Annotated in this window: 13 protein-coding genes; 10 read left to right on the forward strand and 3 right to left on the reverse strand. The window is 47.8% G+C overall.

Going from position 1 to position 24,869, the window contains the following annotated elements; translation table 11 throughout:
* Positions 1 to 113 precede the first annotated feature (113 nt).
* From HHL17_RS18345 to HHL17_RS18360, 4 genes are read left to right on the forward strand one after another with little or no spacing between them, the layout of a single operon-like run.
* Positions 114 to 2,933, forward strand: a complete 2,820-nt coding sequence (locus tag HHL17_RS18345) for a TIM-barrel domain-containing protein (protein WP_240975944.1) — start codon at positions 114 to 116, stop codon at positions 2,931 to 2,933.
* Positions 2,934 to 2,976: 43 nt separating this feature from the next.
* On the forward strand, positions 2,977 to 6,102 hold the full coding sequence (locus HHL17_RS18350; protein WP_169226271.1) for a SusC/RagA family TonB-linked outer membrane protein: 3,126 nt from the start codon (positions 2,977 to 2,979) through the stop codon (positions 6,100 to 6,102).
* Between the two features lie 17 nt (positions 6,103 to 6,119).
* Positions 6,120 to 7,712 (forward strand): RagB/SusD family nutrient uptake outer membrane protein, encoded by a 1,593-nt coding sequence (locus HHL17_RS18355; protein WP_169226272.1) that lies wholly within the window; start codon positions 6,120 to 6,122, stop codon positions 7,710 to 7,712.
* 22 nt (positions 7,713 to 7,734) lie between these two features.
* Entirely contained in the window at positions 7,735 to 8,598 is an 864-nt protein-coding gene (locus HHL17_RS18360; RefSeq protein ID WP_169226273.1) for a hypothetical protein, read from the forward strand.
* Positions 8,599 to 8,654: 56 nt separating this feature from the next.
* On the opposite strand, the gene HHL17_RS18365 is transcribed toward HHL17_RS18360, so the two are convergent.
* The gene (locus HHL17_RS18365; protein WP_169226274.1) at positions 8,655 to 12,743 is read right to left on the reverse strand and encodes a hybrid sensor histidine kinase/response regulator transcription factor; all 4,089 of its coding nucleotides are present in this window, start codon (positions 12,741 to 12,743) and stop codon (positions 8,655 to 8,657) included.
* Between the two features lie 252 nt (positions 12,744 to 12,995).
* Between HHL17_RS18365 and HHL17_RS18370 the strand changes: the two genes are divergently transcribed.
* Positions 12,996 to 15,056: a TonB-dependent receptor family protein gene (locus HHL17_RS18370; RefSeq protein ID WP_169226275.1), complete on the forward strand. Its 2,061-nt coding sequence runs from the start codon at positions 12,996 to 12,998 to the stop codon at positions 15,054 to 15,056.
* A gap of 144 nt (positions 15,057 to 15,200) precedes the next feature.
* Here the strand turns inward: HHL17_RS18370 and HHL17_RS18375 are convergent, their stop codons facing one another.
* The gene (locus HHL17_RS18375; RefSeq protein ID WP_169226276.1) at positions 15,201 to 17,255 is read right to left on the reverse strand and encodes a TonB-dependent receptor; all 2,055 of its coding nucleotides are present in this window, start codon (positions 17,253 to 17,255) and stop codon (positions 15,201 to 15,203) included.
* Positions 17,256 to 17,546: 291 nt separating this feature from the next.
* Between HHL17_RS18375 and HHL17_RS18380 the strand changes: the two genes are divergently transcribed.
* The 5 genes from HHL17_RS18380 to HHL17_RS18400 are packed head-to-tail and all read left to right on the forward strand — an operon-like array spanning position 17,547 to position 23,660.
* Positions 17,547 to 17,972, forward strand: a complete 426-nt coding sequence (locus tag HHL17_RS18380) for a PepSY-like domain-containing protein (RefSeq protein ID WP_169226277.1) — start codon at positions 17,547 to 17,549, stop codon at positions 17,970 to 17,972.
* A 57-nt stretch (positions 17,973 to 18,029) separates the two neighbouring features.
* The gene (locus HHL17_RS18385; protein WP_169226278.1) at positions 18,030 to 19,271 is read left to right on the forward strand and encodes a TolC family protein; all 1,242 of its coding nucleotides are present in this window, start codon (positions 18,030 to 18,032) and stop codon (positions 19,269 to 19,271) included.
* Positions 19,272 to 19,279: 8 nt separating this feature from the next.
* Positions 19,280 to 20,209, forward strand: a complete 930-nt coding sequence (locus tag HHL17_RS18390) for an efflux RND transporter periplasmic adaptor subunit (RefSeq protein WP_169226279.1) — start codon at positions 19,280 to 19,282, stop codon at positions 20,207 to 20,209.
* The gene (locus HHL17_RS18395; protein WP_169226280.1) at positions 20,206 to 23,247 is read left to right on the forward strand and encodes an efflux RND transporter permease subunit; all 3,042 of its coding nucleotides are present in this window, start codon (positions 20,206 to 20,208) and stop codon (positions 23,245 to 23,247) included. Before HHL17_RS18390 ends, HHL17_RS18395 begins: the two co-directional genes overlap by 4 nt.
* A 17-nt stretch (positions 23,248 to 23,264) precedes the next feature.
* A complete protein-coding gene (locus tag HHL17_RS18400; RefSeq protein WP_169226281.1) occupies positions 23,265 to 23,660 on the forward strand; it encodes a (R)-mandelonitrile lyase in 396 nt (131 codons plus the stop codon).
* A 180-nt stretch (positions 23,661 to 23,840) separates the two neighbouring features.
* Here the strand turns inward: HHL17_RS18400 and HHL17_RS18405 are convergent, their stop codons facing one another.
* Positions 23,841 to 24,737, reverse strand: coding sequence for a helix-turn-helix domain-containing protein (locus tag HHL17_RS18405; protein WP_169226282.1), 897 nt, complete (start codon positions 24,735 to 24,737; stop codon positions 23,841 to 23,843).
* Positions 24,738 to 24,869 lie beyond the last annotated feature (132 nt).

A 24,869-nucleotide genomic window follows, 5' to 3' on the forward strand; every position in this document is an offset into this window, starting at 1 on the left:
TAACATCCGCTATCCCTCACATTCCCTGACATTAACCAACTTTACGGCATTATTCCACGTAAGACTTTCACCACGTTATGAAAAGGACGATAACTGTCGCTTGGCTTTTGCTTATGCTTGTTTACCACGTTTCTCTGGCAGGCACGCCGTTTTATTTACAAACCAAAGATGGGGTCATTGTTTATACAGACCCCTCTTTAACCGGTACCTCCAACATTGTCCGGCTGTACGTGGTCACCGATGATATTATCAGGGTGGTGGCCGCGCCAGGAAAAGAACTGGCGCCAGTGCAAAGCCTGATGACGGTCAACACTAACAGGCCGGTACCTGAATGGAAGCTGGCTGCTTCCAATGAAGCTGTTACGCTGAAAACCCAAAAGTTAACGGTGATGGTCCGGTTAAAAACAGGCGCTGTTTCTTTCCTGGATGTCAAAGGCAAAAAAATATTGGAAGAGAAAACTCCCGGCGGACGGACTTTCGGACCTGCCGTATTTGAGGGCCGGCAGTATTATCATCTTACCCAACAGTTTGAAGGCACCGGGGACGATGGCTGGTATGGTCTCGGACAGCACCAGGACGGGGTGTATAATTACAAGGGACAGCAGGTCTCTTTTTTCCAGAACAATACCGAAGTGGGCATTCCATTCCTGGTCTCCAGTAAAAATTATGGTATCCTCTGGGACAACTACTCGCTGACGACTGCTGGTGATGTGCGGCCGCTGCATCCGCTGTCTGCTTTACAGCTTTTTTCCAAAAATGGAGAAGAAGGATGGCTGACAGCCGCTTATGCCAACGATGCCCGTAAGCCGCAGGAGATTACTGTTACGCGGGCAGAATCAGCTATCAACATGGAGTTTTTGGGAGACTCAAAGGTCATGCTTCCGCAAGGGTTCACACCGGCCACTGGTATAGCATCGTGGGAGGGAAGCCTCGCCAGTCATGTTTCGGGGCTGCATCAACTGCGGTTTACCTTCGGTGGCACGCTGAAAGTATGGCTCAACGGAAAGCTGGTACTGGACCACTGGCGCAAGGCATGGAACCCGGCGCCCGCATTGGTGCCGGTCAACTTTGAAAAAGGCGTAAAGGTACCTGTCAGAATTGAATGGGCGCCCGAAAGCGCTGAGTCCTATCTGTCGCTGAAATGGCAGGCGCCACTGAGCAAAGAGGAGCAGCGTTGTTTTGGTTTTTCTTCAGAAGCAGGTCATCAGGTAGATTATTATTTTGTACATGGTGCTAACATGGATGACGTGGTGGCCGGGTACCGGGAGCTTACCGGTAAAGCGCCGATCGTTCCTAAATGGGCTATGGGCTTTTGGCAAAGCCGCGAGCGGTACAAAACGCAGGAGGAGCTTCTCTCCACGGTGGACCAGTTCAGGAAGAGAAAAATACCGCTGGACAATATCGTGCTTGACTGGAGCTACTGGAAAGAAACTGCCTGGGGAAGCCAGGAGTTTGACGCCGCCAGGTTTCCGTCGCCCGACAGCATGATCGATGTATTACACAAAAAGTACCACACGCAGATCATGATATCGGTGTGGCCCAAGTTTTATAAAGACATTCCCACGTACGATGAATTCAACAAAAAAGGATGGCTCTATAAAAGAAATATAGCCGATGAACAGCGCGACTGGATTGGTAAAGGTTATGTCTCTACGTTTTACGATGCTTTTAATGAAGATGCCCGCAAAGGCTTTTGGGACCTGATCAACCGAAAGCTGTATACCAAAGGGATCGATGCCTGGTGGATGGATGCCAGCGAGCCGGACGTGCTGTCCAACGTGAGCCCGGAAAAACGTAAGCAACAGATGACGCCTACCGCGCTGGGACCGGCGGCCGAATACGTGAACGCCTATCCGCTGCAAAACGCCAAAGGCATTTATGAAGGACAGCGGCAGACAGACCCCGACAAAAGAGTGTTTCTGCTCACACGTTCCGGCTTCGGCGGTTCACAGCGGTACGCGGCGGCGATTTGGAGCGGCGACATCGGAGCCACCTGGCGGGACATGCAAATGCAGATCACCGCTGGTATCAACTTCTCCCTGTCCGGTCTTCCTTACTGGACCATGGACATCGGCGGATTTGTGGTGCCGGCTAAATTTGAAAAACCGGACGCGGAAAGCCTGGAAGAATGGCGGGAGCTGAGCACCCGCTGGACACAGTTCGGCGCATTTGTGCCGCTGTTCCGCTCACATGGACAGTTCCCTTACCGCGAAATCTTTAACACCGCACCGGAGGACCACCCCGCTTACGAAAGCTTTTTGTATTACGATAAACTCCGGTACCGGCTGCTGCCTTACAGCTATTCGCTGGCAGGTGCTGCGTACCATGAAAATTATACCGTGATGCGCGGACTGGTCATGGACTTCGCAAAGGACACCACCGTGCTGAACATAGGAGACCAGTTTATGTTTGGCCCCTCCTTGCTTGTTAACCCGGTTTATCAGTACAAACAACGCAACAGGGAAATGTACCTGCCTGCCGGACAAGGCTGGTACGACCTGTACACCGGTACCTGGAATGCAGGCGGTAAAAGGATCACCGCTGATGCGCCTTTCGGCCGTATACCACTGTATGTGAAGGAAGGCGCCATTATTCCTTTAGGCCCGGCACTGCAATATACTTCCGAAAAGCCTGCCGATACGATCACACTGTACGTCTACACCGGTAAGAACGGAACCTTCCGGTTGTATGAAGATGACGGCAGTTCTTACAACTACGAGAAAGGACAGTTTACTGTTATTCCAATTGATTATGATGAAAACACAAAGACGCTCACCATAGGCGACCGTAAGGGAACATACAACGGGATGTTGCAGCAACGCACATTTCGGGTTGTCCGGGTGAGTGCCGCCACCCCCAAACCACTGGACCCGGACAAAAAAGCCGATCAGGAAATACGTTATGAAGGGAAAAAAATGACCATCAAAATATAAGCGCAGGTTTTATCAACTACCAAAATCCAAATGCCCGACTTTTATGAAAAAAACTAAAAAAAATACAGGACAGTTGTTGCTGTACGCATGGCTGACTGTCGTATTATTGATAAGTCACTCCGTTATTGCGCAAACGCACCAGGTGACGGGCCGGATCACCTCCGGGAAAACAGCCGCCTCGGTGATCGGAGCATCCGTTACCATAAAAGGGACCACCAAAGGCACCGCTACAGATAATGGCGGATTTTTTAAGATTGAAGCAGCTCCCGGCGCCGTGCTGGTGGTTACTTCCGTCGGTTATGTACCACAGGAAGTAAAGGTGGCCGGCAATGAAGTAAACGTGCAACTGCAGGAGTCAGTCACCCAGATCGAAGACTTTGTAGTGATCGGTTATGGTGTGCAAAAGAAGAAACTCGTTACCGGCGCCAACCTGCAGGTAAAAGGCGATGACCTTCAGAAACAAAGCACCACCAACGCTTTACAGGCCTTACAGGGACAGGCCCCCGGCGTACAGCTCACCAGCTATTCCGGACAACCCGGTTCCGCTATGAACGTGGTCATCAGGGGTAAAGGCACCGTGGGCAATTTTGCACCGTTGTATATTGTCGATGGCGTACAGACCAGCGACATTAGTTATCTCAATCCCGCAGATATTGCTTCTATCGATGTGCTGAAAGATGCTGCTTCCGCTGCTATCTACGGTTCACAGGCGGCCAACGGCGTTATCCTCGTTACTACACGCACGGGAAAGGCCAATCAGAAAGCGCAGGTAACGCTGGATGTTTTTTATGGCCTCCAGAATGTGGCCCGCAAAGCGAAACTGCTTAATGCAAAGGAATATGCGGTCATCATGAATGAGGCGGCCGTCAATTCGGGCAAAGCGCCGTATTTCACCAACGATGTGATCGACAACCTGCCTGTAAATACCAGCTGGATGGACGAGATGTTCAAAAAGAACGTGCCTGTCCAGAACTACGTGCTCGGCATACAGGGCGGCAGCGCCGGCTCCGTATATTCGATGTCGTTAGGTTATACCAGCCAGGGCGGCATCGTGGGCGGTGCCAATATTTCCAACCTGGAACGTTACACTTTCCGTATCAATTCCGAACATAAATTATACAAAGACATTATCAAAGCAGGTGAACACCTGACGTTCAATTATCAGAACACTTACGGCATCGGGGTAGGGAACCAGTACAACAACTCCCTGCGTGCGGCATTCACTACCAGCCCTTTCCTGCCCATGTATGACAGCGACGGTAATTTCTTCGCCGCAGATAAAACCGGCTGGTATCCCGGAAAACCCGACCGTGCCTGGAACAACGGTGAATCCAACCCCTACGCGGTGATGTATTATTCCAGCCAGAGCCGCAACAGTAGCCAGGGCCTCTTCGGTGATGTGTACCTACAGGCAGAACCCATTAAAGGCCTGAAGTTCCGCACCAGCCTGGGATTGAACTACTACGCCAATCAGAGCCACGGTCTCACGCCGGTATACCACCTTTCTATCTATGCCTTCAACGATACTTCCAGGGTAACACAGTCCATGGGCAGTGGTCAGACCATACAGTTTGACAACTCCCTGAGCTATGATTTTACGCTTGGCAACAACCACAGTTTCAGCGTAATGGCAGGTACATCAGCGCTGAAAGCCACCGGCGTCAGCATGACTGGCAACAACCGCGACCTGCGCATTGCCGATTTGTGGCACGCCTATCTTTCCGTGGCACAGAACGTCACGAGAGGAGCACCGTATATGAGCCTGAATGGCGGTCCATTCACCAACGCATTGGCGTCTTACTTCGGCCGGTTGCAGTATAACTACCAGGAGAAATATCTCTTAAACCTTACATTCCGTGCTGATGGCTCTTCCCGCTTCGCGCCTGAAAACCGCTGGGGTTATTTCCCTTCAGTATCAGCAGGATGGGTGGTTTCCAAAGAAGGGTTTATGGAGGGTATCCACTGGCTGGACTTCTTCAAACTGCGGGCCAGCTGGGGCCAGGTGGGCAATCAGAATGTAGCGGCCTATCAGTACCTGTCGCCTATCGCTTTCAATAATGCGGCTTATAACTTCGGGCCGGTGGAAGGTGTCAATACACAGGGTGCCTATCCCAGCAGGCTCGCCAATCCCAACGTGAAATGGGAGACATCGGAACAGACCAATATCGGTTTTGACGCGTCGCTGATGAAAAACCTGAGCGTGACATTCGATTATTATATCAAAAAAACAAAAGACTGGCTGATCAGTGCACCGATACTGGCCACTGCCGGGGCTGATGCACCGCTGATCAATGGCGGGGATGTGAGTAATACCGGTGTTGAACTGGGACTTTCCTACCAGAACAGCATCGGTAAATCTTTCAATTATACCATCGGTGTCAACGGCGCCTACAATAAAAACAAAATCGGCAACATCCCCACCAATGATCATATCATCCACGGGAATACCAATACGCTCTATGAAAATGCCCTCGAATTCTACAGGGCGGCGAATGGTTTGCCCATTGGCTATTTCTGGGGATTGAAAACCGCCGGTATCTTCCAGACGGAAGCGGAAGTGAATGACAATAAAGGCAAGTCAGGCACACCGGTCCAGCCGGATGCAAAGCCGGGTGATGTACGTTTCGTTGATCTCAACGGCGACGGGGTTATCGATGCTAACGACAAAACCATGATCGGTGACCCGAACCCTCACTTCACCTTTGGTTTCAACATAGCGCTGGATTATAAGGGATTTGATTTTCAGGTGCAAGCGTCCGGGGTGGCAGGCAATAAAATCGTGCAGTCATGGAGAAACCAGTCCAGTGCGCTGGGCAACTATTCCACTGCTATCCTCGATCGCTGGCATGGCCCCGGCTCTTCCAACAAAATGCCCAGGGTAACGGAAGACAACCGGAACTGGACACAGTTTTCCGACCTATACATCCATGACGGCAGCTTCCTGCGTATCAACACTATCACACTGGGATATGATTTTTCCAGACTGGTGTCCCGCAACTACCTGGGCAAACTGCGTGTGTACGCTTCCGTATTGAACGCCTTCACCTTTACCAAATACAACGGTATGGACCCTGAAATTGGCTATAATGAAGGGTTCTCCACCGGCGTCGATATCGGTTATTATCCAAGGCCCAGAACAGTCATGATAGGTGCTAATCTCCGCTTCTAACCAAAATCAACAAGAAGATGAAAAAGCTACGCATATATATATTGCTCCTGGTGCTGGTGTCACTGGCAGCCTGCAGCAAAAGTTTCCTCGATACGGAAGACGTTACCACGGCAACTGAGCAGAATTTCTATAAAACGCCTAACGATGCTTTTAAAGCGCTGGTAGGCGTATACGACGGACTGCAAACCGTGTGGAACGGCGGTGTTTCGCTGCCCATAGCATCGGAAATATTATCTGACAATGCTTTCGGCGGTACCGGTAACTCCGATGGCTTCGGTTACCAGATGATCGATGAATTTGATAAACTCCGTTCTCCTTCCGATCAGAGCCTGTACGGCGACAACTGGAGCGCTTATTACAAAGCCATCTATCGTGCCAATATGCTGCTGACGCACCTGGACCAGGTGGACTGGAAAGGTAGCGAGAACTTGCGCCCGGTATATGAATCCGAAGCGAGGTTTATACGTGCTTACCTGTATTTTGATATGGTGAGATTATGGGGCAATATTCCGCTGCTCTCCAAACCTACTACAGACAATGTTCCGCAAGCCAGTCCTGATAGCGTATACAAGCTCATTACAGATGACCTGGTGTTTGCTGCCAACAATCTTCCTGCTGTGAATTATCCGGGTCAGCCTGTCGCCACCCATGGCCGGGTGACCAAATGGGCGGCGGAATCCCTGATTGGCCGGGTGTATCTCTATTATACCGGTTATTATGGTAAGACAGATCTCGTAGGCGCCGTATCCAAACAACAGGCATTGGCTTATCTCGAAAATGTGATCACCAACGGAGGGTTCGGGCTGGTGGAAAAATTTGCCAGCCTGTGGCCGGCGGCATCGCTCGATGATTATGTAGGAGAGGATAACAAGGAAACCGTATTTGCCATCAAATATACTTACACCAGTGATTACAACGGGAATGCCGACGGCAACTACTGGCTGGTGATGAACGGGCTCCGTGGTCAGAGTGTTTTCCCTTATGGTATGGGGTGGGGCGGCAGCCCTGTTAATGCAAGGCTGTGGAATGCCTATGCAGCCAACGATACCAGGAGAAAGGCAACTATGATATCCATTGCGGATGAAGGACTGGCTTTCACGAATAGTAAAGATCAAAGGGAATATACCGGTTATTATATGAAAAAGTACACCCCGTTGGTAGATGCCGCGGGCAACAGCCTCGCGGTGAAAATGGGCGGCACCAACTTTATGATCGGACAATACCAGGATTATGTGTCCATCCGTTATGCGGACGTATTGCTGATGGCGGCAGAACTGGGTTCTCCCAATGCGCAGCAGTATTTCGACAATGTACGCAAACGCGCTTTCGGCGATGGTTTTGTGCAGTTGCCCGTCAACCAGGCCAACATTATCAATGAAAGAAGATTGGAATTTGCCGGAGAAGGTATTCGTTACTGGGACCTGCTTCGTCAGGGTATCGCCGCGGCAGCAGCTGCCATTGCGGAAACAACGACCGTAAAAAACGGCGATGTGAACACAACCAAGACCATACAGGCTGGTAAAATCACTGAAACAAAAGGACTGTCACAAATTCCCTATTCCCAGGTGACCCTGTCAAATGGTGTGTTGAAACAAAATGCAGGCTGGTGATCACCTCACAAAATATACAATTATGTACAAGCTGTCATACATGAAGCCGGCGGTATTGCTACTGCTTATCGCTATATCCACTATACTTTCCTGTAAGAAGAAGGAATATAGTTTGCCGCCGCTGTCCGATAAGTCGGCCATTAACATGGAAGTGAAACAAGATCTGACCGTAGATCCGGGAGGTAATACACTTTACCTGGTCAATCATACCAGCCAGATCATACCGGTGTGGGACTACGGCACCGGCAGGTCCAGCCGTCAGACAGACACCATTCATTTCGCCTTCAAAGGTGATTATGTAGTCAGGCGTTCCGCAATGACCGGCGGCGGTGTCGTGCAACTGGATTCCATCGTCGTTCATGTCACCGCCGACAATTTGAATTATGTCAACGATCCGCTGTGGAATGCGTTGACCGGCGGTGTTGGCCAGGAGAAAACATGGGTGCTGGACATTAACACCACTGTTTTTGACGGCCCGCTTTTCTTCTATGGCACAGACAACGGCTGGAATGGCGATTGTATGAAGACTGGCGGCGACTGCTGGTCATGGGCGCCCAAATATGCCGACAATGCCTGGCTGATGCCAGCCGGAGACTATGGTACCATGACGTTTAGTCTGAAAGGCGGCCCGTTTGTGAAAGTGGTACATACCCAGGTTCCTTCCAGGGGCACGGAAAACGGTACTTATTACCTGGATATCAATACTAAAAAACTCACCATGACGGATGCTACGCCCATCCACGATGCCAGCCGCGACGCCTGCGTGGCGGCATGGGGCAATATCCGATTGATTTCATTAACTGAAAAATCCATGCAGCTGGGTGTGATGAGAACATCGTGCGATGGGCCGGCCCTGATGGTATATAACTATGTTGCCAAACAATAAAATTTGCTTGTGCTAACCTGACTGAATTTTATGATGAAGTTTTTTGGGTGACATGTTTAACTGTCTGCTTCTTTTTTACGCATGGCATATTGTGACGGGAGCACTTTAAATTCTTCTTTAAAGAACTTTGAGAACTGTTTGGGATTATTGAATCCCACCTTATAGGCAATCTCCGCGACGGTCATACCGCTTTTCTCCAGCAGCTGTGCAGCGCGTTTCAGCCGGATGGAGCGGATGAACTCCAGCGGGGATTTGCCGGTAAGCGCCAGTATTTTCCGGTAAAGCGTTACCCGGTTCATGTGCATTGTTGTGCTGAAATCTTCTACGGAAAAATCAGGATTGTCCATTTGTTTTTCAATGATGTCGAGCGCATTTTGGAGGAACGTCTCATCTACGGAGGTAACCGTTATTTCTGCCGGGTTTACTTCAATCTGCTTCTGGAATCTTTTCTGCAACAACTTCTGCTGCGCCAGCAGGTTTTTAATTCTCGAATCCAGTATCTCAAAAGTAAACGGCTTGGTGATATAATCGTTTGCACCGGCTGAAAAAGCCTGTAGTTGCCTGCCTTCATCACCTACGGCGGTGAGGAGGATAACGGGGACATGCGCGGTCTCTGTTTCTGTTCTGATATTTCTAACCAGATCGATACCATCCGACAGCGGCATCATGATATCACTGATCACCAGGTCGGGGTTACATTGCTTCACTTTTTCCCAGCCTTCTTTGCCATTGGTGGCTTCTTCAACATGGTACTGGACTCTCAGGTTATCTTTCAGGTAGAAACGCAGGTCTTCATTGTCTTCCACCACGAGGATGGTTTTCATTTTACCGTTTTTTCGCGTTTCTTCCGACAGCATTTGGGAGGCGTCTTCTTCCGTTACCAGTGGCGTGGTGCTGCGCATGGCAGGGTCGTAGATCTTCTTTGCGGGAATCCGTACCGTGAAGCAGGTGCCATTGCCCGGAGCGCTTTTTACTGTGATCACGCCATGGTGAAGTTTTACGAACTCCTTTGTGATGGCCAGTCCTATACCGGTGCCCTGATTGGCCATGTCTGCCGGCACATCTGTCTGAAAGAAACGTTCAAATATTTTCTGTTGCTGGTTGTCTGGAATGCCGATGCCGGTATCCTGTATTGCTATAACGAGCGTCGCATCATCGTCATCCCCGGAAGGTTGTTCGCAGGAAAGCCGCAAGGTTACGGCACCATTGTCAGGCGTATATTTGAAAGCGTTGGACAGCAGGTTGAATAAGATCTTTTCAATCTTGTCTTTATCAAAATATATTTCGAGGTGGTCAATAGCGGCGGAGAAGTGAAACGTGATTTGTTTCTTTTCCGCGATGTCTGTAAAGGAGTGGCTGATATCCCGGATGAACTGTACAATATCGCCCATGGCCAGATGCAGCCGGATGGCCTGTACTTCCATTTTCCTGAAATCGAGCAGCTGATTGACGAGGTTCAGTAACCTTTGGGCATTACGGAGCACCAGGCCTAACTGCTTTTGTTGCGCTTCATCGTGGGTATTTTTGATGATGGTGTCCAATGGGGAGATAATCAGGCTCAATGGGGTGCGTAATTCATGGCTGACATTGGTGAAGAATTTTGTTTTGACCTGTTCTATGGCCTGGGCCCTTTCTGTTTCTCGGCGCTGCTGTTTCACTTCATACCGCATATGTATCCTGTCCAGCGTAATGCGCCGTGCCAGCAGGAGGAGACCGGCTGCTGACAGCAGGTATATCACAAAGGCGAGGGGTGTCCGCCAGAAAGGTGGCTCCACATGGATCTCCAATGATATCGGTTCGCTCCAGGAACCATCGCTATTGAGTGCTTTGACCTTAAAGGTGTAATTCCCCGGGTCCAGGTTGGTATAGGTGGCTTTGCGCTGGTCGCCGTCTGCATACAGCCAGTCTGTGTTGAACCCTTCCAGCGTATAGGCGTAGCGGTAATGTGCTTTGTGCCCATAGTCGAGCGACGCAAACTCAATGGAGAAGACGTTCTCCCGGTATTCGAGGTTGATGCTTTTGAGCTTCGACAGGGATTGCGCTAACACGACACGGCCGTTGACCGTTTCGCCCGGTTTGATATTGGTGTTCAGTATTTGTAGGCCGGTGAAAACCAGTTTAGAATGAACAGCCGTTTTTTGTGTCTGGCCGGTGTTGATGATATTAAAACCAGAAGGGCCGCCAAAGATCAGTTCTCCGGTAGTGGTTTTTAGCGCGGCGTTTTCATTGAATTCGCGGTTCTGAAGGTTGTTGGACTCATCATAGCCAGCAATGGAAAGCACCACGCAGTTGCCTTTCAGGTGCGGCATGGCGCTGCAAAGCCCGCTAGGGGTTGAAATCCATAGCCTTTGATTGTCATCTTCCAGTATATTGAGGATGATATTGTCCGGAAGACCGTCAGCCATAGTGAACAGCTCAAAGTCGCCTGTATGTTCATTTAACAGGTTAAGTCCTTCGTGTGTGCCTACCCATATCCTGCCTTTACTGTCTTCCAGAAAACAGATGACATTATTACTGCTCAGGCTTTTTCTGCCGGCGGTGTGGCGGTAGGTGGCGACAAGTTTTTGGTCACGGGAGAAAACCATTACCCCGTTGGTGGTACCTGTCCATAAATGGCCTTTGCGGTCGTTCATCAGCGCGGAGATGTAATTGGGTGCCTGGTTACCGGATTTCTCGCGGTAGAAATGCTGAAAGCGGCCTGTATTGAGGTCAAACAAGTCCAGTCCGGAGCCCCAGGTGCCTATCCATAGGTGTTGGTCTTTATCTTCAAAGATCTCCCATACCTTGTCATCAGCTAAAGACGAGGCGTCCTGGTCGTTGTGCCGGTAGCGGGTGAATTTTTTGCCATCGAAGCTATTGAGTCCACCGAAGTAGGTGCCTATCCAGAGTATGTTCTGTTGATCGAGCCAAAGGCTGACGATGACATTGTTGCTAATACTGTTGGGATTGTTCGGGTCGTGCTGATACTGCCGGAAGATATTATTTTTTCGGTCGAAGTATATAAGTCCGCCGCCATTGGTACCTATCCAGAGGTTGCCCTGTTTATCTTCTACAAAACGGTTCACGTCATCATAGGGAAGGCTTTTGGGATCTGACTCCTGGTGATGATAGTGCGGGAACCGCAGGATATTGCTGTTGAGGTAATTCACACCCTGTTTGTAGGTGCCGGCCCACAGGATGCCCCTATCATCTTTATACAATGCATTGATGCTGTTTTGGCTCAGGCTCTGAGGGTTTTTGGGATCGTTGAGCAGGCAACTGGTACGAAACCCCTTCTTTTTATCGATGAGCGTGATGCCGCCATGGTCAGTTGCTATCCATATGATGCCGTTGTTGTCCTGTACGATCTGGCTGACGAGGTTGGACTGCAGCCTGGACGGGGCGGAGCTTTCGTTGAATAGCCTGACGGAATTTTCCTGCGGATGAAAAAGGGAGGCGCCGTAGGCAAAGCTCCACAGCCATACATCGCCGTCGCTGTCAATGAAAAGGCTGGTAGGGTGGTGGCCCTGGGTCTGCTGTTGAAGCGCTGTGCTGGTGAAAATGGTCTTACCGGAGGAAATGTCATATTCCTGTAAGACACCGTTCTGATGAAGGGCCCATAATTTGCCGGCAGCAGCCTCACGTATGGCGATGATCTTGTTAGCCGGGTTGATTGTAATTTTTTTCGCCTGTTTGTTGGCATAGAGAAACAAGCTGCCATTCTCATACAGGAACCAATATCTCCCGTTATATCCTTTGGTGATGTTGTATATGGTGCCGTCGGGCAGACCAAGTGATTTCAGATAGTCGTTATAGTTAGCCCTGAAACATTCGGTATAGGTATCATAAATACATGGACCACCTTTCGTGGCCACCCAGATCTTTTCATCCGGAAGCTCATACAGGGAAAGTACATAGTTATCGGCCAGCGAGGTACTGTCGTTCTGCCGGTTGCGGAGCACCTTGCAGGTGTGGCCATCGTAACGGTTAAGCCCCGATACCGTACCAAACCAGAGATAACCTTCCGTGTCTTTGAGGATTGCTGTCACCTGGTTATGCGATAAGCCGGAATAGATATCCAGCTTTGAAAAATTGGAGGGAGCTACCTGTGCAAAAACCTGAAGAGGTGATGCCAGCACTGCCAGGAAAAGGAAAATGCGCATCATACTAAAAATACTATCCCGGCCTCAATGGGGGCCTTGTGCCGTAAGTTAATTATAATTGTAGTAGTGACAAATAAATATTTTTCGGGAAAAGCACTCCCGGAGGGGCGCTGTCTGTAGGAAGGTCCGGTCGATTTAAACCAACGAATGCTGTAGTTCAAAATTTTCCCGATTCGATTGACCTATATGCACTATCTATTATAGTTTTGCATCCCGCACAACCACACACCTAATATCTATAACATACAATTTATCATGAAAAAAACGAGGGCCGCCAGCATTTTCTCTCTGTCACTGCTGGTTACAGCTTTAAACGCCAGCGCACAAAATGAACCTAAGGGAAATCGAAAAGATAATCGTGACAGCCTTTGGAGCATATCTCTGGAAGACGTAACAGTCACATCGAACGGGCTAAACAGCAAAATCAAAAATCTGTCGAGCACTGTAAATATCGTCAATAGCAAACAAATAAAAGATCTCGGTATCCAGTCGGTGGGAGATGCCATAAGGCTGATCCCAGGGGCTAACTATCAGGATGAAGACGGGCGTGGACTAAAACCCGGAATAGGCTTACGGGGGCTTGACCCTTCCCGGAATGGGTATGTAGTGGTACTTGTAGACGGTAAAATTCCATTAGGGCAAAGTTATGGTCAGCTGGGGGCTTATTACATGCTGCCTATCGCCTCTATAGAAAGGATTGAGGTGATTAAAGGGGCCTCTCCCGTGTTATATGGAGCGGGCTCAATTGGCGGTGTGATTAACCTTATCACCAAAAAGGGATATGGCAAACCCAATGTGGAAGGTAGCGTCGAGGCGGGAAGCTATGGTTATCTCAACGCCTCTGCTTCGGCTTTTGGCGATAATGGCAAGTTTAACTACTACATAAATTACAATCGCCGGCAAGGAGATGGTTTCAGATCAACCAGATCGGCGTTTGGTACGAATGATGTTACTTTCCGTATTGGCACAAAGTTGGACAACAAGGACGAATTTACTTTTTCCGGTAATGTTTATACAGAAGACGCCGAAACGCCAGGAGGCCTATCAGAGCAGCAATATAAGGACAATTACAAACAGAGCGTAAATCCTTTTGATCAGTTTTATGCGAATCGTTATTCTGCCTCTGCTGTATACAAAAAAAGCATTGATTCCCTCAATACCATCTCCCTGTCAGTTTTCGCCAACTACTTCAAACGCAACTGGTGGTATGATACCAACAGGGATAAGAAGTCCATCCTGGGAGATTTGAGAGATATCTTCACCGGGGGTACCGTGCTTGAATATAACCGTAATAACAAACTGTTTAACCTGAAAAATTCTCTGATCGTTGGCGTGAAATATCTTGGAGATCAGACCAACAGTATAAAGGTGTTAGGTGCTGACCCTCTACAACACGTTGGGAAAACAACTTATTCAGTGACCATTCCCACCAATGTTTTCGAAGGATACATCCAGGATGAGATTCATTTTTCCGATAAGTTCAGTTTCACACCCGGATTGCGTTATACAGCCATCAACTACGGCCAGAACAACTACATGACCGCTCAAAAACTCTCTACTAAAACGGATGTTCTGATTTACTCATTTGGATTTTTATATAAACCTATTGAGCGGTTCAGAGTATATTCCACCGTTTCAAAGGGATACAATCCGCCGGTGTTGTATGCTGCGCTTGATCCTGGAACAGTCGCTAATGGAAACAACCTCGGTGCGGAAACGTCCACTAATTATGAGGTAGGCATTCGTACAACCCCGGTCAATTGGATGGATATTAGTATGAGTGGTTATGTGCTTGATTTCGATCACAAACTGATAGAGGAGAGCGGCAGGTTTACCAATGCAGGTAAGGCTTTACATCAGGGGCTGGAATTGGAACTTAATGTATTTCCTTTAAAAGGATTACGGGTGTATGTAACAGGGGCATTGCAGAAAGCAACTTTTAATGAAGGGCCGAATAAAGGTAATTTGCTCCCATATGCTCCTAAACAGCTGTTCACTGCAGGGATGCAATATGAGCGTTCTATTGGCATTGGGACAATGGGCGTAAACATTTATAATACATTTACCGGCAGGCAGTATAACGACGCCCTTAATACGGAACAACCTTCGCCGGATGGGTCCAATGGGGCTATTCCTTCCTACAATCTGCTGAACCTGGCCGTGAACTATAAATGGAGCCACTGGGGAGTCAGTGCCACGGTTAATAATATGCTGAACGAAAAGTATTTTACACACCGGTATGACTTCTGGGGAGGCAAATTTCCCGGAGCCCCTACAACAGTTAACATTGGATTGAACTACAGATTGCATCCGTAGATAATACCGATAATTGCAGCTGATGCTGCTGTAAAAAAAAGGGAACCAGCCACTATGGCTGGTTCCCTTTTTTAGTTGTGTTGTTAGGTATGATTTACGGTAGCAGGCTGCCTGACAAGACAGTGTAAATACAGGCGGGGAATATTACAAATTGACCACTATGCCCAGGTTAGCGACCGTTCCGGTGGCCTTTACATAATAGCGTCCTTCTGTTGTAGCACCACGTACTTCTGAATGCGTGGGGTAATAATTAGCATTAAAGAGGTTATTAATAGCAAATGTGAATGTTACATGCCTGAGTTTATAGGAAGTGTACATATCAAACAGGGTGTATCCGGATATTGGGTATTTTCCATAGTTCCACACTTCTTTCGGGAACACATTGCGGCCACCGATGTTAGTCATTTGAACAGAGAAATCCCATTGGCGGGTAAATTTGAAGTTGACATTCCCACCCACTTTTATTGGCGAGATAATCGAATTGTCCATTTTCCCATCGTAAGAACCATCGTTCTTGGTATCCTCTTTTCCATCCATATAGCTCAATATACTGCCCACGCTTAACCAGTCAGTAGCTTTGAATCCCAGTACAGCCTCCACTCCGTATATGCGTTGTGGTAATTGGGTCAGGTCGAAGTTACCCGGGGTGATCTCTTTAAATGTTGTTCCTTTTTTACTGGTGTTATAATAACCGGTCACCTCATAACGGAACCGTTGAACATCGCCATTTACGCCCAGTTCAAAATTATTTACCTTCACCGGGGCAAGATTTATGGCATTCAATGAAACACCGTTTCTCAATACCAACCCAACATCCCCGATGGAAAAACCCTGTGAGAAGCTGGCAAATGGCTGAATGTAGGAGCATTTATTATATCGCAGACCAGCATTAAATACTAACGCATCATAGGTGTTGGTAGCTCCGGGGACAAGCTGATTCCCTTTAGTAAAGTCACTCACTTTAAATAGCAGGTTCTCATATCGTACGCCGGCTTTGAGTATCCAGTTTTGGGCCAGCACGAACTTGGATTGCAGGTAAGGAGCAATACTGTTCATGTTCATATCCGGGGTCACTAGTTTATCCGCCATATCCTTCTGTACGGTATGGTCTTTCAGGAAATCTATGCCATAGATCAATTGCAGGTGGTTATTACCTGGCAATATAACGGGGGTAGACATATTGAAACGGGCTCCCCAGTGGTCGGAGTATATTTGATTATAGGCTTCAAAAACTGAATTAATATCATTGAAATACGCTACTACATTGGCTTCGGTCTTACCAAAAGTACCGGTGTATTTTACGTTTATCGTCTTATTGTATGGGGTGCCTCCCAGGATATTGGTATCACCCCTGACGCCGATTGCAGGAGAAATACCAAAGTTCCCTTTCGTACCAATGTATTTACTGTCCTGGATACTATTAAAATAGTTACCCATTACCTCAATACGGTGATTAGTAGAAAAATCATATCCCAGTTTCACCAGGGCGTTGTACGTCCTGGTTTCTCCCAATCCATAAAAGGGGCTGACCACAACGCCGTCGGAGGATCTTACCACACCGGAGTGTGCCATCTTTCCTTGTAGAACATAATCAAAGCCGCCAGTCCGGCCTTTGAATACCTGGGAAATGTTGTAACCGTAGGTTTCGTCAGGTTTTACAAGGTTCAGGCTATTATTGAAATAGGTAGAAGAGCTGAAAGGGACATTCTTTTCCGGCCTTATGGTGATGTAGTTAATGATGCCTCCTGCGCCTCCATTGCCATACATCGAAGAGGCGCCGTTTATTACTTCAATATGGTCTATGGCGCTAACATCAATAGTTCTGAGGTCACGCCCGCCGTTCCTTAATGGAGTGGACTGCGGGATACCATCAATAAGGACCAGGAAATTTCTGCCTCTCAATTTCCCGATAAAATTATTCTGCCCTTCTTCACTTGGGGAAATTCCCGGAACTTTCTGCATCAGGATGTAGGGTAGATTGTTGTTGATCTGTGCTTGTTTTTCTACCTCTTTCCTGGATATTAATGTTACTGACGAAGGCACTTCGTTAACGCTCTCCGCTATACGGCTGGCCGTAACAATGATACCTTTAAGCTGGCTGGTTGTATCTGTGATCCTCTTTGGCCTGGTACTATCTTGTCCGAAAGTATTGGTGGCGACAGTTAGTGATAAAAGCAATAGAATATAGCCTGATCTCATAAAAAAGCGTTGTAGCTGTACTGACCTGGCAGCAAGCAGGAAATCCCAATTGCTGTAATACAAGGCAGCTTGCCTGTTCGATTATATTAAAATGGTCGCGAAATTAATAGCTACCAAAGACAAAGTTTGATCAAAAGCGGAAAAATTTATGTCAGAAGGATACTTTCTTTGAGATAACCATGGTAATACGTGTAGCTTTTCCCTTGTGAAATCGCTGCCGGGACCGGAGTTTCTTGCTGCTACAGAAATTAACCAGAATTGGCCTGTAATTTTAGTTTAAATTCACAGACCATGAAAATCTATGTATTATTGGGATGCATGATGATCAGTGCATCTGCATTTGCACAAAAGATCAGCGAGGCCAAAGTGCCTGCACCTGTTAAAACTGCTTTTTTAAAGAAATTCCCCGCTGCTACAGGGGTTAAATGGGAAATGGAGAAGGGAAACTATGAAGCGGGCTTTAAAGAGAACAGCCAGCATACTTCGGCTGTGTTTGATGCGAAAGGCGGCTGGATGGAAACAGAGACGGCCGTTCCTGCCACAGCACTGCCCAAGGAAGCGACGCTTTATATAACCAGTCATTATAAAGGCTCAAGGGTAAAGGAAACCGCTAAAATTGTAAAATCGAACGGAGAGGTGAATTACGAGGCGGAAATAAACGGTAAAGATGTTATATTCGATGACAAGGGGAAATTCCTGAAAGAAGAAAAAGAATGATCCACTAACCTCCATCTGTTACCATATCCTTCAGTAGTAGATTTTAAAAATGGTTTAATGAAGCAGACGGCCATTTCTTTACTGCTTATTTTCCTTTTCATCACGGCACATGCCCAGGAGAAAGACCTGCGTTATTACCTGGAGAAAGGTAAACAAAATAGTCCGCTACTGAAGGATTACCAGAATCAGGTAAGAGCGGCACAGATTGACAGCCTGCGCCTGCGCGCCGCTTATGGCCCTCAGGTGAACGGTGTGAGCAACAACACCTACGCCCCGCTCATTCATGGCTACGGGTACGATAATGCCATTACGAACGGAGGTCAGGTAAGCGCCCTCGTAACTGCCACCAAAGAGCTGAATGGAAAGAAGAACCTGAATAATCAACTGTATGGTATTGACTTGCAGAACCAGGGCCTTCGCAATACGGCCAGGATCTCAGAACAGGACCTGAAAAAAAGTATTGTGGCGCAGTATATCGTCGCCTATGGCGATTGGGAGCAATACCGCTTTAACAGCAACGTGCTGCAACTGCTGAAACAGGAAGAAGTGATCCTGAAAAAACTTACCCAAACCGGCACTTACCGGCAGACAGACTATCTCACTTTCCTGGTCACCCTGCAACAACAGGAGCTTTTGCTAAAACAATTGCATACACAGTACCAGGTTGACTTCGGACAGCTGAATTATCTTTGCGGCGTTATAGATACTGCCTTTACCTCCATAGCAGATCCCGCATTGAGTATTGACCATCTCCCTTCCCTGGAGAATACGGTCTTTTATCACCAATTTGAAATAGACAGCCTGAAACTCCGAAATACAGATGCCGCCATTAACTTGTCATACCGGCCCAGAATAAATCTGTATACCGATGGTGGTTTTAATTCTACCTTATCCCTGGACCCCTACAAAAATTTTGGCGTCAGCGCCGGATTAAGCCTGGCTATCCCCATTTATGATGGTAAGCAACGAAAAATGCAACATAACAAGGTGGCCATTTCTGAGGAAACGAGAAAGAATTATCAGGATTTTTTTTCCCGTCAGTATTATCAACAGATACAACAACTTACGCAGCAGCTGGCATCTACATTGGAGCTCATTGAGCAGGCAAACAAACAAATTAATTATGCTGATGGCCTGATGCAGGCCAACAGAGCATTATTGGTACATGGTGATGCAAGAATAGCAGATTATGTGATTGCCATCAATAATTACCTGAATGCTAAAAATATCATCACGCAGAATATTGTAAATAAATATCAGTTGATTAACCAGATTAACTACTGGAACAGCGCTAATTGATATCAACTATGAAGTTATTAAGTCTGCTTAGCACTACATGGGTCCTCCTGGCAACTGCCTGTAGTCATACGGCTCCGGCCTCTGAAGAACAGGCAACACCGATGGGTACCCCTGTTACAGTGGCTTCTCCCGAAAGAGGCACGATGGAAGATGCTGTGGAGCTAAATGCTACGGCTGCTTTTCTGTTGAAAACAAATGTAAAAGCCGTTGCCAATGGTTTCCTGCAGACGTCCAATATAAAAATCGGGCAACATGTAAGCCGGGGACAGGTGTTATTCTTGCTGAAAACAAAGGAAGCGGAGAATTTAGGGAATATTGTCAATAAGCTGGATTCTTCTTTCCGCTTTACGGGTATTATTCCTGTTAAGGCTACCGGTAACGGCTATATTACGCAGTTAGCTACCCAGGCAGGCACCTATGTACAGGATGGTGAACAACTGGCGACTATTTCTGATGATAACAGTTTCGCTTTTATTTTGAATCTGCCATACGAACTAACCTCTCTTATCCCCGCCAATCGCAGTGTTACTGTGGCTTTGCCAGATGGTCAGAAACTGCCCGGTGTATTGGAAGCGCCATTGCCTACCGTGGATTCGATCGCACAAACACAGAATTATGTGATCAGGGTTGCCCCCGGTAAACTGATTCCGGAAAACCTCATCGCAAAGGTGCGGCTTGTTAAATCGACGAAAGCGAATACCGTGTTTGTTCCCAGGGAGTCTGTGCTTTCCAATGAATCACAAAGCGAATACTGGATCATGAAAATGAAAGACAGTACCACCGCTGTAAAAGTGATTATTCAGAAAGGGCTGGAAACCGGTAATAGGATAGAGGTATTATCTCCTGTACTCACTACACAGGACAAAGTACTCACCAGCGGTAACTACGGCCTTTCCGATACTGCCACTGTCACCGTTGTAAACAAGCAGCCGGTATGAAAAATTTCTTTCTCGCATATAAAAATCCGGTGACGGTACTTCTTGTGATTATCATTGCAGGAGGATTGTTTGCCTACGGAAAAATACAATCGGCACTTTTCCCGGAAATCACTTTTCCCAAAATAAAGATCATTGCAGATGCGGGCCAACAGCCGGTCAATAAAATGATGATCACCGTTACCCGGCCGCTGGAGCTGGCGATAAAGCAGGTGCCGGACCTGAAAATGATCCGTAGCACTACCAGCAGGGGCAGCTGCGAAATATCCGCCTTCATGGATTGGCAGGCAGATATAAATATCAGCCAGCAACGTATTGAATCAAAGATCGCGGAAATCAAAAATGTATTGCCACCAGAAGTGCAGATCAATGTGGAACGGATGAATCCCTCCATATTGCCCGTGAGCGGTTATACCATAGAAAGCCACAATCGGTCGCCCATCGATCTGAAATACCTGGCCACCTATACCATCAAACCCTTTTTATCACAGGTGGAAGGTGTTTCCGAAATCCGTATTATCGGTGGGAAAAACAAGGAATACTGGGTACAGCTGGACATGCAGAAGATGAATACCTTTGGTATTACACCGGATCTGATTAACAACGCGCTGGCCCAGACCAACTTTATCAAGTCCAACGGTTACCTGTCTGATTACCGTTTACTATACCTCACCGTTACCGATGCGGTGGTAGACACCAAAGAAAAACTCAATAACCTGGTGGTCAGCAACAACGGGAAGCGGATAGTCACGCTGGCGGATATTGCGGCGGTGGAAATACGAGAGGCGAAGGAATACATCAAGGTAAATGCGAATGGCAAAGAAGGTATACTGGTGGCGGTGATCAAGCAGCCCAATGCCAATCTGGTAGACCTGTCCGACCGCATGACGGCAAAGATCGCTGCACTGAAAAGGACCCTGCCTGCGGATGTGAAAATCTCTCCTTACTATATACAGGCCGACTTTGTAAAAGATGCGATTAAGAGTGTAACCGATAGTTTATGGATAGGATTACTGCTGGCCATCATCGTGGCGATTATTTTCCTCCGTTCACTGAAAGCCAGTGCCACCATCCTGATCACCATTCCGGTGACCTTACTGCTGACGCTGATTGTATTATATGCCACCGGGCAAACCTTCAATATCATGACGCTGGGCGCTATCGCTGCGGCCATAGGGCTGATTATTGATGACGCCATAGTGGTAGTGGAGCAAATACACCGTACACATGAAGAACATCCGGATGAACCGACCACTGTGCTGATACCCAAAGCGATTAATTACTTATTCCCGGCGATGGTGGGTTCTTCCCTCAGTACGATTGTTATCTTCCTGCCTTTTTTGCTGATGACGGGAGTAGCCGGCGCCTACTTCAAAGTACTGACCAATACCATGATCATTACGCTGGTATGTTCTTTCCTGGTTACCTGGATAGGGCTGCCGGTGATTTACCTGTTGCTGACCAATCAGAAAAAAGAACGAAAGGCAGCAAAACAAGCGCATAAGGGGCATGATGTAAAAAAACAGCGCTGGGTAACCTGGTTCATTACCCGGCCATGGATCAGCATTTTGTTCATAGTGGGACTGATTGTGGCGATTGCACTGATTGTACCGCGCCTGGAAACAGGATTTTTGCCAGAGATGGATGAAGGCAGTATTGTGCTGGATTATAGCTCTCCGCCGGGTACTTCTCTGGAAGAGACAGACCGGATGTTGCAGCAGGTGGAAAAGATCATCACCGGTATTCCGGAAGTGGCGGCATATTCCCGGCGCACCGGTACCCAGATGGGGTTCTTTATAACGGAACCCAACAGAGGTGATTATCTGATACAGTTGAAGAAAGACCGTAAGCTGACGACCAATGATGTCATAGATGCTATCCGTAAACAGGTAGCGGCTACACAGCCGGCGTTGCGCATCGACTTCGGGCAGGTGATAGGGGATATGCTGGGGGATCTGATGACTTCTGTGCAACCAGTGGAAATAAAAGTCTTCGGGAACGATCAGGAACAGCTGAAAGCATTGTCCAGGCAGGTGGCGGCTTTGGTGAGCAACGTGTCCGGCACCGCAGACGTATTTGATGGTATTGTGATAGCCGGCCCTTCGATCAGTATGGAAGTTAACAGCCGTTTACTGGCGCAGTATGGGATCACGCCTGCCAGTTTGCAGTTTCAACTGCAAACAGCACTGGAAGGTAATGTAGCGGGCGCAGTATTTGAAAAGGAGCAGTTATCACCCATACGGCTGGTATATCCCGGCAGTCGAACGCTGAATGTATCGGCCATTAATCGGCTACAGGTATTTTTACCGGATGGGAAACTACGTCCGCTGACGGATCTGGCCACTCCGCGTTTCAATACCGGAGAAGCAGAAATTACACGGGAAAACCTGCAGTCGATGGGTATTGTCACCGCCCGGCTGGATAACCGCGATTTGGGCGCCGTGATGCGGGAAATCAGCCGGGAGGTGGGAACGAAGATATTGCTGCCGCAGGGTTATAGTATTGCCTACGGAGGCGCTTATGCCGATCAGCAGCAATCTTTCAGGGAGTTATTATTGATCCTGATTACGGCCAGTTTGCTGGTATTTGGCGTTATCCTTTTCCTGTATAAGGATTTCGTAGATGCACTGATCATCCTGATGGTATCGGTACTGGGTATTGGCGGTAGTTATATTGCGCTTTATCTCACGCACACACCGCTGAATGTTGGTAGTTATACCGGGCTGATTATGATAGTAGGGATTATTGGAGAGAATGCCATTTTTACTTTCTTACAGTTTAAAGAATTAATGCACCATACCCAACAGGTGGATGAGGCGATCGTATATGCTATCTCCACCCGCCTGAGACCCAAATTAATGACCGCACTGGGCGCTATCACTGCGCTGATGCCTATTGCCCTTGGGATTGGTACGGGCGCACAGTTGCATCAGCCGCTGGCGATCGCTGTGATTGGTGGTTTCATACTGGCGCTACCATTGCTGCTGGTTGTGTTGCCAAGTATAATGCGTTGGAGGTATCGTAACATCCACCTGAAATAAACAGGTATATTTGAAATATGGACATTACCAGAATAGGATCAAGGCCGTCCTTTAAAGGCCCGGACGACTGGTTTACTGGGGCGGTAAGAGTAGATCCGCTCTTTGATGCCAATGAAGCACGGCGAGGCGCTGCGACCAGCGTCACCTTTGAGCCGGGGGCGAGAACAGCATGGCATACCCATCCACTTGGACAAACATTAATTGTAACTGCAGGATGCGGATGGGTTCAACGGGAAGGTGGACCGGTAGAAACTATACGCCCGGGCGATGTGGTTTGGTTTGAACCAAATGAAAAGCACTGGCACGGGGCTACAGCAACGACCGGAATGACACATATTGCCATTCAGGAGAACCTGGACGGCAAAGTGGTGGATTGGTTGGAAAAGGTAACTGACCAGCAGTACAAAGGTTAAATCGTCAGAACAATTCACTCCTGATAGACTTACTATCAGACAGCAACGTTGGCCTACAAGCCACTGTGTGGTTCAGGAGAATTCCAACAGCTGAAGAGTGCGACGCAAGGATGTTTAATAGCATTCCTCCGCCGGGCCCATAATCATACAACAACGGTAAAGGACCGTATGATTTTATCGTCAATGTTGCATCCTGTATTCATTCGGCGTAATACCAACCCTTTGTTTAAACAAACGGGTAAAGTGCGCCGGATATTTAAAACCTAACTCACCGGCCACCTGGCTGACAGATTTATTCAGATCAAATATTCTTTCTTTGGCGATGTTGATTATTTTGGTCTGGATATATTCCTGTGCAGTTTTTCCTGTTTCTTTCTTCACCAGGTCGCCAAAGTAATTGGCTGACAGATTCAATTCACCGGCACAATATGCAACTGACGGCAGTCCCAGATGCTGGGACTTATCGGATTCAAAATAATCATTCAACAGCTGCTCAAACCGCTCCAGTACGCCTTTGTAAACGTGTTCCCGTGTAATGAATTGCCGGTCATAGAATCTCACACAATAATCCAGCAACAATTCAATGTTGGAGGCAATCAGTTTCTTACTGTGCTTATCAATCGCATGTTGCAGTTCGTAGCTGATTTTTGAGAAACAGTCCAACACGATTTGACGCTCCCTTTCGGATAAATGCAGCGCTTCCCGCGTATCATACGTGAAGAACGTATAATCATTAATGCGGCGCCCCAGCGCCGTACCATGTATTAAATCCGGATGGAATACCAGTGCGTACCCTTTAGGCTGGTACATCTCCCCGTTGCTGTTAACGCCCGCCACCTGTCCAGGCGCCAGAAAGACCAGCGTGCCTTCCTGGTAGTCGTAAGTATCCCGGCCATAGGTGATATCGCCGCATTTCACCTCCTTCAGGAAAATGGTATAAAACCCAAAGTACATACGGGAACCGCTTCTGGGATTAGCCTTTGAGAGGTCCACCACGCTCACCAAAGGGTGTAGTGTTTCGTTATTATTGAAGGCGTTATAATCGCTAATTGTATTGAATTTTAATATATTATCCATAACAACCATAGGTGTTTGCTTGTTAAAATTACTGAATAATCACACTGCGGCCCGGCTGAGTCTCCCACTTCGGTAATAATGGTAAAAAGACCCGTAATCGGTATAAGAACGATGCAGAAAATGTAAGTCACC

The organism is Chitinophaga fulva (assembly GCF_012927205.1).
Taxonomy (GTDB): Bacteria; Bacteroidota; Bacteroidia; order Chitinophagales; family Chitinophagaceae; genus Chitinophaga; species Chitinophaga fulva.